Here is a 16694-nt window from a genome sequence, read left to right as displayed (position 1 = left end):
GCAACTCGTGATGAATTCTTATTTTATCTTTTTTAATAAAAATTTATTTTTCAAATATTTCAGTTATAATGGTTTGGAACAGATAGGAGGGGCAAAGATGTATCAATCAAAGAAGGTTTTATTGTTAGGTTCAGGTGAATTAGGTAAAGAGGTAGTGATTGAAGCCCAGCGTCTTGGGGTACAGACGGTGGCAGTTGACAGTTACGAGCATGCTCCGGCGATGCAGGTCGCGCATAACAGTTATGTCGTTGATATGCTGGACCCAGAGCAGATCAGAACCATTATTGAGAAAGAAAAGCCGGATTTGATTGTGCCTGAGGTGGAGGCGATCGCGACGGATGAATTGCTGAAGCTTGAAGAGGAAGGATTTCACGTCATCCCGAATGCCCGTGCGGCCAAGCTGACGATGGATCGGGAAGGCATCAGACGGCTTGCGGCGGAAACGCTTGGACTTGCGACGGCTGGCTATGAATTTGCGAATACATATGATGAATTTATACAAGCGGCAGCACAGATCGGTTTTCCTTGTGTCGTTAAACCATTGATGAGTTCTTCTGGAAAAGGCCAAAGCATCTGCCGCTCTGAAGCGGATTTAGAGAGCTGCTGGGAGACGGCGATGGAAGGCGGACGGGTGAAAAACGGCCGCGTGATCGTTGAGGAGTTTATCCCATTCGAATCAGAAATCACACTCTTAACCGTACGTGCGGTTAACGGTACGGCATTTTGCGAGCCGATCGGTCATGTGCAAAAGGACGGGGATTATATCGAATCATGGCAGCCGCATGATATGACAGAGCAGCAAATAGAAGAAGCGAAGCATATTGCGAAAACAATCACGGATGAGCTTGGCGGATACGGTCTGTTTGGTGTTGAGTTGTTCCTTGCGAAAGATAGGGTATATTTCAGTGAGGTATCTCCTCGTCCGCATGATACGGGTCTTGTCACGCTGGTGACGCAAAATTTGTCAGAATTTGCGCTGCATGTCCGGGCGATTCTCGGCTTTCCGATTACAGAAATCACACAGCTTTCTCCTGGCGCCAGCAGGCCCCTCAAAGCGCCGGAAGAATTAGCGGATTACACTGTTGAAGGATTGGAAAACGCACTGGCAGTCCCAAAGACTCAAGTGCGCGTCTTTGGAAAGCCGATAACGAAAGCCGGACGTCGTATGGCAGTTGCGCTTTCTGCTGCTGATACAGTTGAAACGGCAAGAGAGAATGCAAAGAAAGCGTTGGACCAGCTAATTTTAAAATAGAGTTTGAACAGGCCTTGTCATGGTACAAGGCCTGTTTTTTTCTTCCTCCATAAAAGTTTTATCATAAGAATCAGAAACCTGATTATAATGTAAAAGTCTTCCATCGATGCGGGTGGTTGACACTAAAGGAGGGAGATGACAAAATGAAATTAGTTCCAAGATTCAGAAAACAATGGTTCGCTTACTTAACGGTTTTGTGTTTGGCTTTGGCAGCAGCGGTTTCTTTTGGCGTACCGGCAAAAGCGGCAGAGAACCCGCAAACTTCTGTATCGAATACCGGTCAAGAAGCTGATGCTACGAAAAACCAAACGTCAAAAGCAGATCAGGTTTCCGCCCCTTATGAGGGAACCGGAAAAACAAGTAAATCGTTATACGGCGGCCAAACGGAACTGGAAAAAAACATTCAAACCTTACAGCCTTCGAGCATTATCGGAACTGATGAACGCACCAGAATCTCCAGCACGACATCTTTTCCATATAGAGCAACCGTTCAACTGTCAATCAAGTATCCCAACACTTCAAGCACTTATGGATGTACCGGATTTTTAGTCAATCCAAATACAGTCGTCACGGCTGGGCATTGTGTGTACAGCCAGGATCATGGATGGGCTTCGACGATAACCGCCGCGCCGGGCCGCAATGGTTCGTCATATCCGTACGGTACTTATTCAGGCACGATGTTTTACTCCGTCAAAGGATGGACGGAAAGCAAAGACACTAATTATGATTACGGAGCTATTAAATTAAACGGTTCTCCTGGAAACACAGTTGGCTGGTACGGCTACCGGACTACAAACAGCAGCAGTCCCGTGGGCCTTTCCTCGTCAGTGACAGGATTCCCGTGTGACAAAACCTTTGGCACGATGTGGTCTGATACAAAGCCGATTCGCTCCGCTGAAACGTATAAGCTGACCTATACAACCGATACGTACGGCTGCCAAAGCGGCTCGCCTGTTTATCGAAACTACAGTGATACAGGGCAGACAGCTATTGCCATTCACACGAACGGAGGATCGTCATATAACTTGGGAACAAGGGTGACGAACGATGTATTCAACAATATTCAATATTGGGCAAATCAATAAATACAGCAAACTAGCCATATTCATGTCTATTTTGTTTTTATGCGGGTGCAGTTCGCAGACGCATTCTTCTCAAAAAGAAACGACTATTCCTGTCACTCTTCATGTGGAGGATGCTAAGGGGCTGCCGGTCGAAGGGGTTCAAGTGACGATTGTCAAAGCGCCCTCTTCAGATGAGGAGCCGAGTACAGAGATTGGCGAGATACTCGGTAAAACAGACAAAAACGGAGATATCAAATGGGATACCGGCAGAAAAGGCGATTACTCAGTCGCGTTGACGAAGGGTGAAACATCAGTAACCCATCACATCTCGTTAACAGAGGATAAAAAAGATCATGCCATTCCATTAGTCTTCAAAGAATAGCAGTTTCCTTGATTTTAAGGGAACTGCCTTTTTTATTTATTGCAGGAAACCAAACTATATACTGGAAATTTATTATGTGAGATAATAAGAAATAGGTATTTTTTCTTACGAGACAAAAGGGGCGTTATCCTTTATATCAATCAAACCCGGAGGAAAAAGAAGAAGATGATACAAGATTCAATGCAGTTTGCCGCGGTTGAAAGTGGTCTGCGCTTTTACCAGGCATATGATCAAAGCCTTTCTTTGTGGCCGATTGAGTCGGAAGCATTCTATGTTTCTACTCGTTTTGGAAAAACACATATCATTGCAAGTGGGCCAAAGGACGCACCTTCGCTCATTTTGCTTCACGGAGGCCTTTTCAGCTCTGCGATGTGGTATCCGAATATCGCAGCGTGGAGCAGTCAATTTCGTACATATGCGGTCGATATAATAGGAGACAAAAATAAAAGTATACCATCAGCAGCCATGGAAACGAGAGCTGATTTTGCAGAATGGATGAAAGATGTCTTTGATTCTCTTGGACTTGAGACGGCACACCTGGCCGGCCTTTCGCTTGGCGGCTCCCATATCGTGAATTTCTTACTCCGCGCGCCTGAAAGAGTAGAGCGGGCGGTTGTTATGAGTCCCGCTGAAGCGTTTATTTCATTTCATCCGGATGTCTATAAATACGCTGCAGAGCTTACAGGGGCAAGAGGAGCTGAATCATATATCAAGTGGATCACAGGCAACAGTTATGATCTGCATCCTTTACTGCAAAGACAAATTGTGGCGGGCGTGGAATGGCAGGATGAGCAAAGGAGCCTGAAGCCGACAGAAAACGGCTTTCCGTACGTGTTCACAGACCAGGAATTGAAATCGATACAAGTCCCGGTACTGCTGATGTTCGGTGAGCACGAGGTCATGTACCATCAGCAAATGGCCTTTGAGCGGGCTTCGGTATTGGTGCCGGGAATTCAGGCTGAAATCGTAAAGAACGCCGGACATCTGTTATCTCTGGAGCAGCCAGAGTACGTCAATCAACGCGTCTTGTCCTTTTTATGCGGGGGGATAAAATAGTAAGGAACATGAAAAGATTGGCATTCATTTTTCAAAAGGTAACAAATGTTGTATAATAATAGAATTTGAATGCTGCTTTTTTTGGGAGCATTCTATGTTATCATGCTTATTGGAGAAAAATTTTTCCTGTAACGCTATTCGATCACTATCGTCAAATAATATAGATGGTTTTACAATTGGAGGTTTGGTTACACTGTGAATTACATCCCCTGTATGATTACGATAGGAAACTTCATTTGCGGATTGCTGGCGATTCATTCCTTGCTATATCACAACATTCATTCAGCAGTGCTTTTTATTTTTACAGGCATGTTCCTTGATTTCTTTGACGGGATGGCTGCTCGTAAGCTGAATGCCGTTTCTGATATGGGGAAAGAACTGGATTCGTTTGCCGATCTGGTTACGTTTGGGGTGGCTCCTTCTATGCTTGCTTACAGTGTCGCGTTGTATACCCTGCCATTTATCGGGATCTTATGCGCATTGACGTACAGCATTTGCGGAATGCTTCGCCTCTCTAAATTTAACATTGAACAAAGCAAGCTCCCGACGTTTATCGGTATGCCGATTCCGTTTGCGGGCATGTGTCTCGTTATTCTAAGCTTCACCTATAACCCGATCCTTCTGGCAATCGGCACTTGCGGACTCTCATATTTGATGGTGAGTAAAATAAAATTCCCTCATTTTAAAAAACATGCGGCAGAAAACCTGGAGTCTGGGAGATGGAATTAGTTCAGCAGCTCATAGCGGATTACGGTTATCTCGCTATTTTTTTGATGCTGGTATTAGGAATTGTAGGATTGCCGATTCCAGATGAAGTGATGATGACCGTTGTTGGCTATTTCACGCATACCGATGTATTGAATTATGAGCTTTCGATATTGATTAGTTTTGTCGGGGCTTTGTTAGGTATGCTGATCAGCTACATGATTGGCAGAAAAGCCGGACGCCCGTTTATCGACAAGTACGGCAAGTGGGTCGGCTTAAAAGAAAAAAGAATGATGAAAGTGGAAAAATGGATGAAGAAATACGGTCCATATTCTCTTATTTTAGGTTATTTTATTCCCGGCGTCAGACATGTGACGTGCTACTTTTCGGGGATCGGCAAAATGGATCTGAAAACGTATGTTGCGTTTGCTGCAATCGGCGCCTTTTTATGGTGCTTTGTTTTTATTACAATCGGAAGGGTTATAGGGATTATTCATGTTTAATACGGCTGTAAAGATTCTGTATCGATCATTGATAGAGCTGACGAATCATCGTCTGTCATCCTATCTGATTAAAGGATTTTGCGAGTCGAAAATCAGCAAACCGGTCATTCCGCTTTTCTCAAAACATTTTCGGCTGAATTGGGATGATGTGGACGGTACGGCTGCTGATTACGGATCGCTGTCCGAATTGTTCATTCGACAAATAAATCTGGAGCGGCGCCCTGTGTCAAAAGAGGCGCATGCGGTGGTCAGCCCTGTTGACGGTGTGGTTCAGACGGTAGGAATCATCAACCCGAATCAAACCTTTACGGTGAAGGGAAAAGATTACTCATTCGCTGAGCTGACCGGCTGTAAAAGCGCAGACCATCAATACAATGGCGGTTACTTCGTCGTGCTGTATCTAAGCCCGAGGCATTATCACCGTTTCCATTCTCCGATCAGCTGCAGGTATCAAAAGCTGGCCGAGCTCGGAAATCGCTCATACCCGGTAAATCAACTAGGCTTAAAATACGGGAAAGATGTGCTGTCGAAAAATTATCGGTTTGTGTACGAGCTGAATAGCGGCAGCCGAAATGTCCTGATGATTCCTGTCGGCGCGATGAATATTAATTCTATCGTGCAGACGAATACCCGTACTGAATTGGAGATCGGCGAGGAGCTGGGATACTTTTCATTTGGCTCAACCGTCATTTTGGTTTTTGAAAAAGACGCGTTCCAGCCGTCCGCCCATTTAGCAGAAGGCCAAGAAGTTCAAGTCGGAGAACTGATAGGTTATGAAGAGTAAAAAGAGGAGCTTGCAAACGCAGCGCCTCTTTTTTTGAAGAAAGGTGAGACTTATGGAGAAACAAATCATCAGCTGGATTACAGATTATCAGAACACCGGAGATGAAGCCGTCCTGCGGCAAGTGCGAGAAGTGTGCTGGCCGATCGTTGAAGCGGTTTTGCAAGAGAAGGCAATAGATGATGAACAAGCGAACAATTTGCGCGAAAAAGGAATCGAGCGGTTTCCATTCATCATCAGCAAATACCAAGCGGATGTGCAGCTTCCAGTTGAGACATTTTTACGAAATACGTATCGGTTTTACTTTCATCAGGTGATGAGAGAATCCAGCTAAAGCTTCTTTCAACAGAGAAGCTTTTTTTTTGTTGGCAGGAAAAGGAAACTTTTTCTATATCTATCTCGTAATGACTAGAGAACCTAATTGGGGATTCACAGAAGAGCAGATGATCCTTAAGGAACAATATGACGGTGTCATTTGGCTGGAGCATATCACGCCCTCTGTCATTATCAAGTGAGCGGCGTCCTCCTGTGCTATAACAGGTGGAGTGCACCTTTTGTTTGATAGTTTTCAGATAACTATATCGATTAGTAAATGAATGGAAAATACTTGTTTGCCATGAGAAACCCTTGTGCTGCTTAGGTTTGTAAGAGCTTGGATATTTTTATCAGTCTGGGCGGATCTGTTCATCTTTGCGGCATTTTCCTGTATGATATAGTAAGAGTGTGCATAGCAACTAACTATAATTGAACAGGGTGTTTAAAACATGGAAAAACAATACAGAGTATTACTTTACTATAAATATGTTCCGATTGAAGATCCAGAGGCGTTTAGAGAGCAGCATCTGGCTTTTTGTAAGGAGCTTGGTTTGTTAGGCCGTATCCTTGTTTCTTCTGAAGGAATTAACGGTACGGTATCAGGTACGGTTGAACAGACTGAAAAATATATGGAAACGATGAAAGCTGATCCTCGTTTTGCGGACATGGTATTTAAAATTGATGAAGCAGAAGGCCATGCCTTCAAAAAAATCTTCGTCCGCCATAAAAAAGAGCTTGTAACGCTTCGTCTTGAAGATGATGTCGATCCGAACGAAACAACAGGCCAGCATTTGAAGCCTGCAGAATTTTATGAGAAGATGCAGGATCCAAACACAATTGTAATCGACGCGCGTAACGATTACGAGTATGACCTTGGCCATTTCAGAGGTGCGGTCCGTCCTGACATCGAAGCCTTCCGTGAATTACCTGAATGGATTGAAGAGCACAAAGATATGCTTGAAGGCAAAAAGATTTTAACGTACTGTACAGGCGGCGTGCGCTGTGAAAAGTTCTCAGGATGGCTGGTGAAGCAAGGCTTTGAAGATGTAGCACAGCTTGACGGCGGAATCGTGACATACGGAAAAGATCCAGAGGTGCAAGGCAAGCTTTGGGACGGCCAGTGCTACGTATTTGATGAAAGAATCAGCGTGCCTGTCAACCGTGTTGAGCATGTGATTGTCGGTAAGGACTACTTTACAGGAGAACCGTGTGAGCGTTATGTGAACTGCGCAAATCCATCTTGCAATAAAAAAATGATATGCACACCGGAAAATGAGTATAAATATATGCGCAGCTGCAGCCACGAATGCCGCACGAACCCAAGAAACCTGTATGTGAAAGAGCATAATATGACAGAAGAAGAAGTAAACGCAAGACTGGCAGCGATTGAAACAGAAGATCACGTTGCTGCTGAATAAAAAAAGAACACCTCGTATTGAGGTGTTCTTTTTTTCTATATGCTTTCAGTTTGGCTGTTTGCGGAAACCCATTCTTTTTGGCGGAAGGCCTTTTCCCATTTTGATACCACGATACAGGCGATCGCATGTCCCGGTACGTTCACGCCCGTTCTCGCCATGTCCATGACGCGGTCAACACCCGCGATAATGGCAACGCCTTCAGCCGGCAGTCCTACAGCATTGGCAGTCGCCAGAAGAACTACAAGCGATCCTGAGGGTACAGCTGCAATGCCTTTACTGGTCATCACAAGCACAAGCATCATGAGCAGCTGCTGGGACAATGTCATGTCTACTTGAAAGGCCTGTGCGAGAAAGATACAAGAAACTGATAAATATAAGCTGGAGCCGTCACAGTTCAATGACAAGCCGGAGGGAACGACAAATGATACCACTCGTTTGGGACAGCCGTATTTCTCCATTCTATCCATCAGCTGAGGGAGAATGGTTTCAGTGCTGGTGGTGGAAAATGCAATTAAAAACAGATCCCATATCATTTTCAATACTTCGAAATACTTAATCTGAAAGATGAGACCGACAAGCGGAAAGAGGACAAAGAGGATCAGGAACAGGCCAAGGAATACGGTGCCAACCAGCTTAAACATAGGGAGGAGGAGTTCAATGCCGTATTGGCCTACAGAAGCTGCCATCAGGGCTAACACGCCGATAGGAGCAGTGACCATGACGATTTGCGTGAGCTTGAACATAATCTGAGCGGTAGATTCAAAGAACTTCATTACTGGTTCAGAAGCTTTGCCGATACCAGCTGCGGCGACACCAAATAAAATGGCGAAGAAAATAACGGCAAGCAAATCATTTCTGGCCATGACATCAATAATGTTTGTAGGGATAATATCCAGGATCATTTGCTTGAAATCAACAACTTTGTCTGTGTAGCCGGAAAGTTCATGGATATCTTTTTTTGCCAAATGGGAGAGGTCAAGCCCGACACCTGGTTTTAAGACATTCGCTAATAAAAGTCCAAGCCCTAATACCAACGTTGTAATCACTTCGAACCAAATGATCGTCTTGATGCCGAGGCTGCCCATTTTTTTCATGCTTCCGCTTCCTGCGGCTCCAATGACAATGGTAGAAAATACAATCGGCACAACAATCATTTTAATCAGGCGGATAAATCCATCTCCGACAGGCCTCAGTGCCATCCCGAAATCAGGAAAAAAGTGGCCGATCACCGCGCCGACAGCCAAAGCGATTAAAATTTGAAACGCGATTAATTTTTTCAAATGAATCCCCCTTTAGAATGATAGAATGTAGGCATATTCATATCATTCGTGATTCAAATGCAAACACCTTTTTTCAAGTTATTTTATTTTGATAGCGCTTTCATTATGTTGGCGAAAAAGTCCCCCGCAGCAGGGGGGACTTTTTTACTTCATTTGAATGTGCTTTAGATCTTCTTCAGAGGTATTTGTGAAAATAACCGGTGTTATGGCTGAAGCGGCCTGCTGCTTGATGTAATTGAGATCAAAGGTGAGAAGCAGTTCGCCTTGTTTGACGGCTTGTCCGCTTGTGACATGTGCTTCAAAGCCTTCCCCATTCAGTTTGACGGTATCAACGCCGACATGAATCAGGATTTCAGTACCGCCGGCGCTCATAAAGCCGATGGCGTGTTTTGTCGGAAAAATCGAGACGATCTCGCCGTCCGCAGGTGCAACGACTTTTCCTTCTGATGGTATAATCGCAAATCCCTCGCCCATCATTTTTTCTGAAAAGACTTGATCAGGCACATCCCCTAAAGAGACTGTTTCTCCTTTAATCGGATAGATAAAGGTCTCACCGGAATCGGGCTTCTGCTGTTTGTCAGTTACCGTGTCCAGCGCGGCGGCGGTGGCAGGGACGCCTCCGGCCATGATTGTTTTGATGTCGTCTTTTAAGGCATCGGACTTAGTTCCGAATATTGCCTGGAAGTTGTTGTTGACCTCCAGCACACCTACTGCACCAAGCCGTTTTAATTCATCCTTGCTGACTTGGCTTGGCTGATGGACGGTCACACGAAGCCTTGTGATACATGCATCCAGGTTAGCGATATTTTGCTGTCCGCCCAAGGCCTGCAGCACGTGAAAGGCAAGCTGGTCTTTTGCAACTGGAGCTTTCTCCTCATTCTGACCGTCTTCATCTGTCTCACGGCCGGGCGTTTTCAAATTCCATTTCAGAATCGCAAATCGGAACAAATAATAATAAATGAAAGCAAACACGATCCCGACAGGAATGACAACCCAGCCGTTTGTAGACAGTCCGTAGTTCAAGACGTAGTCAATTCCGCCGCCTGAGAACGTATAGCCGTGGCGGACATGGAATAAATCACAAACGACAAAGATGACGCCGGCAAGAATAGAGTTAATCAAATAGAGCACGGGCGCAACGAACAAGAAAGAAAACTCAACCGGTTCTGTAATTCCGGTCAGCATAGATGTGAGCGCCGCAGAAATCATCACGCCGGAGATCATTTTTTTCTTTTCCGGACGCGCGGTATGGATAATGGCAAGTGCAACTGCCGGCAGACAGAAAATCATGTAAGGGAAATCCCCCATCATAAAGCGCCCGGCTGTCGGGTCTCCCGCGAAAAACCTTGTCAGGTCTCCGGTTACGGTGTTGCCTGTTGATGGGTCTGTGTATTCTCCCATCATAAAATAGAAAGGCGTATAAAAAATATGATGCAGGCCAAAAGGAATCAGCAAACGATAGATCGTTGCATAAAAGAACAGGCCGACTGTTGAATCGGCAATTAAACTGCTGGCTGCGTTAATTCCGTTTTGGATCAGCGGCCAAACGAATGAGAAAATGACGCCGATCACCAATGAACTGACGGAAGTAATAATCGGGACAAAGCGTTTTCCAGAGAAAAATCCAAGGACCGGATGCAACTCGATTGATGAAAATCGCTTATATAAATAGGCGGCGAGAAGCCCGATGATGATTCCTCCGAAAACCCCCATATCAATCAGGTGCTCGGCTCCTTCATACGGAGGCTGAAGGCCGAGTAATTTTCCCATATTGTCGAGGGTGACGGTTAAAATTAAGTATCCGATGACAGCGGCAAGTCCGGCTACACCTTCTCCGCCGGCTAATCCGATCGCGACCCCTACGGCGAAAATCAGCGGGAGATTATCGAATACAACGCCGCCTGCATCCTTTATAATAGGGATGTTCAGTAAATCCTTGTCTCCGAAACGGAGCAAAAGACCTGCTGCCGGCAGGACGGCAACCGGAGTCATCAACGCGCGGCCAAGCTGCTGCAGAATTTGAAATGCCTTTTTAAACATGACAGTCTCCTTTTATTGTTTTATGAGCATGGTGCACTCTTTAATTTTTGAGCTGCTTTATAATCGGCGATAACGGTTACATGATTGTGTTTTTGAAGAATGGAGGCTGGTACTTCTGTCGTGACAGGACCTTCAGCCATCTTTTGAATAGCGTCTGCTTTTTCCTCGCCGCTTGCTAAAAGCACAATATGTTTGCTGAATTCCATGATGGTTTTAATGCCCATTGAAATCGCGAGTCTCGGCACCAGCACCGGATCACCGCCGAAGAATCTGGCATTTGCCTGTATCGTGCTTTCCGAGAGCTTCACAACACGTGTCCGGTCCTCAAAATCAGATCCCGGTTCATTGAAACCGATATGGCCATTGGCGCCGATGCCGAGAATTTGGACATCAATGCCTCCCGCCTGGCGGATGAGAACCTCGTATACTTTGCATTCCGCCTCAAGCTGCGGGTTGTCTCCTTGCGGGATATGAATATGATCAGGCTGCATATTGATATGCTGAAATAGATGCTCATGCATAAAGTGGTTATAACTTTGCGGATGAGATGGAGAGAGACCAGCGTATTCATCCAAATTAAATGTAGTAACCTTTGAAAAATCAATTTTGCCTGCCTGATAGTCTGAAATCAACTGCTTATACAAGCCGACCGGTGTGCTTCCTGTTGCCAGGCCGAGAACGGCATCTTTCTTAGCTTGTATTTGTTTTTTAATAATGGCAGCGCTTAACTTACAGAGTTCTTCGTAGTGCTCGGCGATCAGAATCTTCATGTGACACCCCCTCAAAGAGATAGACAAGCACCATATTTGTTATGACCAATTTATGATACTTGTCATTACGAATTTAGCACCGCCCTTATCAAACTGTCAATATTAATTTCAGAAAATTTGTTATAAAAGAAGGATACAAATCTTTCATATTGGGATGGCAAATGGTATCATGGTCTCAATGAAAAAGAACGGATTGCATACAGAATGGGGAGAATGAAATGACAGCTTTATATTCTGTTATCAAGTTTAAAATCATTGAGTTAATTAAATCAGGCAAATATCAGGCGAATGATCAGCTGCCGACGGAGAGTGAGTTTTGCGAACAATATGATGTCAGCAGAACAACTGTGAGACTGGCCCTTCAGCAGCTGGAGCTTGAGGGATATATTAAAAGAATTCAAGGAAAAGGGACATTTGTATCGGCGGCAAAAATACAAACGCCGATTCCGCATAAGATTACGAGCTTTGCAGAACAAATGAGAGGCCTTCGTTCTGAATCAAAAGTGCTTGAGCTTGTGGTGATTCCTGCCGATCACTCCATTGCCGAGCTTTTGAAAATGAAAGAGAATGAACCTGTCAACAAGCTTGTCAGAGTCAGATACGCCGAGGGGGAACCTTTGCAGTATCATACCTCATATATTCCCTGGAAGGCGGCACCGGGGCTGGCACAGGAGGAATGCACCGGCTCACTGTTTGAATTGTTAAGGACAAAATACAATATTGAAATCAGCAGGGGCACGGAATCGATCGAACCGATTTTAACGGATGAAACGATCAGCGGCCACTTATTAACCAATGTCGGAGCGCCTGCGTTTTTATCAGAATCCCTTACCTATGATAAAAATGAAGAAGTGGTGGAATATGCGCAAATTATTACCCGGGGAGACCGAACGAAATTCACCGTAGAACAGTCATATCATTCATAAAGCAATGTGTTTTAAGAAGGGAATGGTGGTTCTATGTTTTTATTGACGAATGGAAAAGTGCTGTGGGGAGCATTGATTGCTGCATTCATCCTTTCAATTGTATTTTACCCTTTTCTGCCGACGCAGATGCCGATTCATTATGATGTTGCGAACAGTCCGGATCTGACGGTTAACAAGCTGGCGGGGACTGTGATGCTGCCTGTTTTGATGGTGGTGTTTGCATGGGCGCGGAAGATCAATTGGCAATTTGTATTCGCAGTGTATATTTTGCTGATTTGCCACATTGTCGTCCTTTGTTTAGCGCTCTAAATCAAACAGCCAGAATAAAACTGGCTGTTTTTCTTTAATTTCAGCTTCATCTGACAATGAATGTGGTGTATAATAGCTGATGATCCTAAAGAATATTCTGAAATTTATAGGTGTGAAGCGGCGTATTATTAAAGGAAAGGCTGTATACTTTTTGCAGCTTTAAAAAGACTGAATATTTAAACAACTATGCGAAAGGTGTGCTGATTAGATTGAATAAGCTTATTGAACGAGAAAAAACTGTATTTCATAAAGAAAAGCCCGACCCGTCATCCTTGGGATTTGGTCAATATTTTACAGATTATATGTTTGTGATGGACTACGAAGAGGGGATTGGATGGCATCATCCGAGAATTGCGCCGTACGCACCGCTTACGCTTGATCCGTCTGCATCTGTTTTTCATTACGGCCAGGCTGTTTTTGAAGGATTAAAAGCATACAGAACAGACGACGGCAGGGTGCTCCTGTTCCGTCCGGATCAAAATATCAAACGGCTGAACAGATCGTGTGAGCGCATGAGCATGCCCCCTTTAGACGAAGAGCTGGTGCTTGAGGCATTGACACAATTAGTTGAGCTGGAGAAAGATTGGGTTCCAAAGAAAAAAGGAACGTCACTGTATATTCGTCCTTTTGTCATTGCCACAGAACCGAGTCTCGGTGTGAAGGCATCCAGGAGCTATACATTTATGATCGTGCTTTCGCCTGTCGGCTCCTATTATGGCGACGATCAGCTGAAGCCGGTTAGAATCTATGTCGAAGATGAGTATGTGAGGGCGGTCAACGGAGGAGTCGGGTTTGCAAAAACGGCTGGAAACTATGCCGCCAGTCTTCAGGCACAGCGGAAAGCGAATGAACTGGGCTATGACCAGGTACTGTGGCTGGACGCCATCGAAAAGAAATATGTGGAAGAAGTAGGGAGCATGAACATCTTTTTCGTCATAAACGGGGAAGCTGTCACACCTGCTTTAAGCGGAAGCATTTTAAGCGGGGTTACACGTGCGTCTGCGATTGAATTGATTCGAAGCTGGGGCATTCCGGTTCGTGAAGAGAGAATATCGATTGATGAGGTGTATGCGGCCTCTGCACGCGGAGAATTGACAGAGGTCTTCGGCACAGGCACGGCAGCCGTCGTTACGCCTGTCGGTGAACTCAACATTCATGGAAAAACGGTGATTGTAGGAGACGGGCAAATCGGGGACCTCTCGAAAAAGCTGTATGAAACGATAACAGATATTCAGCTTGGCAAGGTGAAAGGCCCGTTTAACTGGACAGTGGAAGTGTGAAAATCGAAAAAGAACCTGCCCGGAGGCAGGTTCTTTTTATTTTGAATGAGTCATATCAGCAGCCGGCAGGCTTTTGCGGTTTTTCACATAATACATTGCATAGCAAATGGCCATAAATGGAACGCCGCAATACAGTGCGATTCTTTGATTCGGATCAAAGGCAATGCCAACAACGGAAGCCAGGCATAACAGGAACGCGGCAATCGGCACGAACGGATACAAAGGGGTTCTGTATTTCAAATCAGTAACCTTGTTTCCCGCTTCGATATAACGTTTTCTGAACATGAATTGAGAAGCAGCGATTCCCATCCACACGACAACGACGGCAAAACCGGAAATCGACACGAGCACAACGTATACAGTGTCTGGCGCAAATACGCTGGACAGCAACGACAGAATGCCGCCGATCATGCTGAACACCAGCGCGTTAAAAGGGGTTCCTTTTGACGTCAGCTTTGCAAATGTCGGATGAAGCGTTTTTTCTTTTGATAAAGACCACAGCATCCGGGAAGAAGCGTAGAGTCCGGAATTAGCCGCTGACAGGATCGCTGTCAGGATAACAAAGTTCATGATATCGGCTGCGTATGGTACACCGACTCTGTCAAAGACAGCGACAAACGGGCTTTTGATGACACCTGCATCTTGAATCGGAATCAGCCCTGACAGCACAAAAATTGTTCCGACAAAGAAGAGTGAGAGACGCCAGACCGTTGTTTTAATCGCTTTTGGTATTGTCTTGTCAGGATCAACGCTTTCACCGGCTGCGATTCCGATTAGTTCCGTTCCCGAAAAGGCAAAATTGACGGACAGCATCGTCATCAAAATCGGGATAAATCCATTTGGAAAAAGCCCGCCTTCCGCCATGAAGTTGGACAGCATCGGAGCGGCTTCTCCGCCTTTGATCGGGATGATGCCGAACATGGCAGAGCCGCCTAAAAGAATAAATAATACAATGGCTAATACTTTGATGCTGGAAAACCAAAATTCTGATTCAGCGAAAAACTTGACCGAAAATGCGTTAAGCAAGAAAATGAACAGCGCAAAGACGGCACTCCACATCCAAACCGATGTATGGGGGAACCAGCGCTGCATTAACAGGCCGGCTGCTGTGAATTCTGATCCCAATGCCACGGTCCATGTCAGCCAGTACAGCCAAGCGACCGTAAATCCGGTGCCCGGCCCTATGTATTTGGCTGCATAGGTGTGAAAGGCGCCGGTCACAGGCATGGCGACTGACAGCTCACCGAGGCACAGCATGACCAAATAAACGATGCCGGCCCCGACTAGGTAGGCGAGTATGGTTCCGGCCGGGCCTGCTTGCTGAATGGTATAACCTGAGCTTAAAAACAGCCCGGTTCCGATGACACCTCCCAAGGAAAGCATAAAGAGGTGCCGGCTTTTCATACTTCTCTGAAAGGTTGTCTCATTCTTGTTGTGGGCAGAGTTCATCTTTTTCCAACTTTCTATCAGCGATTTATTTCCTCCTAATAAAAAATCTCATGTCAGAAAGTGACACGAGACTCCGGCGAACCGGCTTTAAGTTAGAATATACAAACTATTCCGATAAGTCAAGTTGTTTTTAAAGAGCGGGCCCAAGCCGCAATTTCTTGAATATTTTCGGGTTTTGTCCGGCAGCAGCCGCCAATCAGCCTCGCTCCTTTTTCATGCCAGGTGCGGGCGCTCGCCCCGTAAGATTCTGCGCATGCTGCGCCGTTCCACGTTTTTGTTTCCGGATCATATTGCTCACCTGAATTCGGGTAGACAATGATCGGTTTTGACGTGTTCTTTTTTAACTCCTCTATCAAGGAAGGGATATGCTGAAGCGGCGTGCAGTTGATGCCGAGTGCTGCAATTTGGCGGTGTTCATCAAGCCACGATGCGCAGTCAGCTGCAGGTGTTCCGTCACTGATATGCAAGCCGTCTTTAGCACTGAAGCTGATCCATGCATACGTTTCAGGAAATTCCTTCAACAGCCGAACAATCGCTTTGGCTTCAGTCAGACACGGAATCGTTTCGCATGCCAATACATCAGCTCCGGCTTCAATCAGCGCCTTCATCCGGGGGCGATGAAATTCAATCAGTTCATCTTCTGATATTGCGTAGTTGCCGCGATACTCAGAACCATCTGCAAGATAAGCGCCATAAGGGCCTACAGAAGCCGCAATGATCGGTTTTGGCCGATTCAAACGGTTCTCTTCAAGCGACCAAAATTCATCACGTGCTTCAGCTGCGATGCTGACGGACAACTCGATGAGCCGGCGTGCTTCCGCTTCGCTCAGCCCGCGTGCGGCAAAGCCTTCAAATGTAGACTGATAGCTGGCGGTGATTGCACAATCGGCGCCTGCTGCGAAATAATCAGTATGAACTTGTTTAATCAGCTCCGGCTCTTCCATCAGGATTTTTGCCGACCACAGACTGTCGTTCAAATCACAGCCCTTGCGTTCAAGCTCGGTCGCCATGGCGCCGTCTAGCACAATAAGCGGGTATGTATCTAATATGTGTTGGATAGGATTCATAGAATGTACCGATGCCTTCTTTCAGATTTTTTTGAAAAAGATATGAAAATCGTAATGGAGGCTTACGTGTTTGTCAATAAACGCAAAAAGGGAAAGG

Annotated in this window: 17 protein-coding genes and 1 pseudogene; 13 read left to right on the top strand and 5 right to left on the bottom strand. The window is 45.5% G+C overall.

Annotated features, from left to right (window positions below):
- Positions 1-73: 73 nt before the first annotated feature.
- From purT to trhO, 10 genes and pseudogenes are all read left to right on the top strand, one after another.
- Positions 74-1252 carry a phosphoribosylglycinamide formyltransferase 2 gene (purT, locus tag RAC86_RS06825; protein WP_377885446.1) on the top strand — a complete coding sequence of 393 codons (1179 nt, stop codon included), beginning with the start codon at positions 74-76 and terminating at the stop codon, positions 1250-1252.
- Positions 1253-1395: 143 nt separating this feature from the next.
- Complete coding sequence (mpr, locus tag RAC86_RS06820; RefSeq protein WP_377885444.1) at positions 1396-2337, top strand: extracellular metalloprotease Mpr; 942 nt, start codon at positions 1396-1398, stop codon at positions 2335-2337.
- On the top strand, positions 2300-2698 hold the full coding sequence (locus RAC86_RS06815) for a YbfJ family protein (protein ID WP_003246434.1): 399 nt from the start codon (positions 2300-2302) through the stop codon (positions 2696-2698). Before mpr ends, RAC86_RS06815 begins: the two co-directional genes overlap by 38 nt.
- A 165-nt stretch (positions 2699-2863) precedes the next feature.
- On the top strand, positions 2864-3754 hold the full coding sequence (cesB, locus tag RAC86_RS06810; RefSeq protein ID WP_213380057.1) for an enantioselective carboxylesterase CesB: 891 nt from the start codon (positions 2864-2866) through the stop codon (positions 3752-3754).
- Positions 3755-3949: 195 nt separating this feature from the next.
- On the top strand, positions 3950-4483 hold the full coding sequence (pssA, locus tag RAC86_RS06805; protein ID WP_014475661.1) for a CDP-diacylglycerol--serine O-phosphatidyltransferase: 534 nt from the start codon (positions 3950-3952) through the stop codon (positions 4481-4483).
- Complete coding sequence (locus RAC86_RS06800; protein ID WP_003234861.1) at positions 4474-4962, top strand: DedA family protein; 489 nt, start codon at positions 4474-4476, stop codon at positions 4960-4962. Before pssA ends, RAC86_RS06800 begins: the two co-directional genes overlap by 10 nt.
- Positions 4955-5746, top strand: coding sequence for a phosphatidylserine decarboxylase (locus RAC86_RS06795; protein WP_003246344.1), 792 nt, complete (start codon positions 4955-4957; stop codon positions 5744-5746). Before RAC86_RS06800 ends, RAC86_RS06795 begins: the two co-directional genes overlap by 8 nt.
- Before the next feature lie 52 nt (positions 5747-5798).
- Positions 5799-6077, top strand: coding sequence for a hypothetical protein (locus RAC86_RS06790; RefSeq protein WP_021481898.1), 279 nt, complete (start codon positions 5799-5801; stop codon positions 6075-6077).
- A gap of 88 nt (positions 6078-6165) precedes the next feature.
- Positions 6166-6258, top strand: a pseudogene (locus RAC86_RS06785) (hypothetical protein); the annotation flags it as partial.
- A 249-nt stretch (positions 6259-6507) separates the two neighbouring features.
- Positions 6508-7476, top strand: coding sequence for an oxygen-dependent tRNA uridine(34) hydroxylase TrhO (trhO, locus tag RAC86_RS06780; protein WP_119898945.1), 969 nt, complete (start codon positions 6508-6510; stop codon positions 7474-7476).
- A gap of 35 nt (positions 7477-7511) precedes the next feature.
- On the opposite strand, the gene gltP is transcribed toward trhO, so the two are convergent.
- The 3 genes from gltP to nagB form a co-directional block, all read right to left on the bottom strand.
- Positions 7512-8756 carry a glutamate-aspartate/proton symporter GltP gene (gltP, locus tag RAC86_RS06775; RefSeq protein ID WP_003234847.1) on the bottom strand — a complete coding sequence of 415 codons (1245 nt, stop codon included), beginning with the start codon at positions 8754-8756 and terminating at the stop codon, positions 7512-7514.
- A 144-nt stretch (positions 8757-8900) separates the two neighbouring features.
- Positions 8901-10796, bottom strand: a complete 1896-nt coding sequence (gene ptsG / locus RAC86_RS06770; RefSeq protein WP_119898946.1) for a glucose-specific PTS transporter subunit IIBC — start codon at positions 10794-10796, stop codon at positions 8901-8903.
- Positions 10797-10816: 20 nt separating this feature from the next.
- Positions 10817-11566 carry a glucosamine-6-phosphate deaminase gene (nagB, locus tag RAC86_RS06765; RefSeq protein ID WP_119898948.1) on the bottom strand — a complete coding sequence of 250 codons (750 nt, stop codon included), beginning with the start codon at positions 11564-11566 and terminating at the stop codon, positions 10817-10819.
- A gap of 218 nt (positions 11567-11784) precedes the next feature.
- Between nagB and gamR the strand changes: the two genes are divergently transcribed.
- The 3 genes from gamR (at position 11785) to RAC86_RS06750 (ending at position 14081) form a co-directional block, all read left to right on the top strand.
- Positions 11785-12492, top strand: coding sequence for a transcriptional regulator GamR (gene gamR, locus RAC86_RS06760; protein WP_003234841.1), 708 nt, complete (start codon positions 11785-11787; stop codon positions 12490-12492).
- Between the two features lie 33 nt (positions 12493-12525).
- Positions 12526-12801, top strand: a complete 276-nt coding sequence (locus RAC86_RS06755) for a DUF1648 domain-containing protein (RefSeq protein ID WP_119898950.1) — start codon at positions 12526-12528, stop codon at positions 12799-12801.
- Positions 12802-13010: 209 nt separating this feature from the next.
- Complete coding sequence (locus RAC86_RS06750) at positions 13011-14081, top strand: branched-chain amino acid aminotransferase (RefSeq protein ID WP_041340020.1); 1071 nt, start codon at positions 13011-13013, stop codon at positions 14079-14081.
- Between the two features lie 36 nt (positions 14082-14117).
- Here RAC86_RS06750 and mmuP read toward each other — a convergent pair whose 3' ends face one another.
- A complete protein-coding gene (gene mmuP / locus RAC86_RS06745; protein WP_041340023.1) occupies positions 14118-15530 on the bottom strand; it encodes an S-methylmethionine permease in 1413 nt (470 codons plus the stop codon).
- Positions 15531-15649: 119 nt separating this feature from the next.
- Positions 15650-16597, bottom strand: coding sequence for a homocysteine S-methyltransferase (gene mmuM / locus RAC86_RS06740; RefSeq protein ID WP_041340025.1), 948 nt, complete (start codon positions 16595-16597; stop codon positions 15650-15652).
- Positions 16598-16694 lie beyond the last annotated feature (97 nt).

This window comes from Bacillus sp. LR_5, assembly GCF_042709275.1.
Note: the sequence above shows the minus strand (reverse complement) of the source record. Positions and strands in the feature narration are given on the sequence as shown.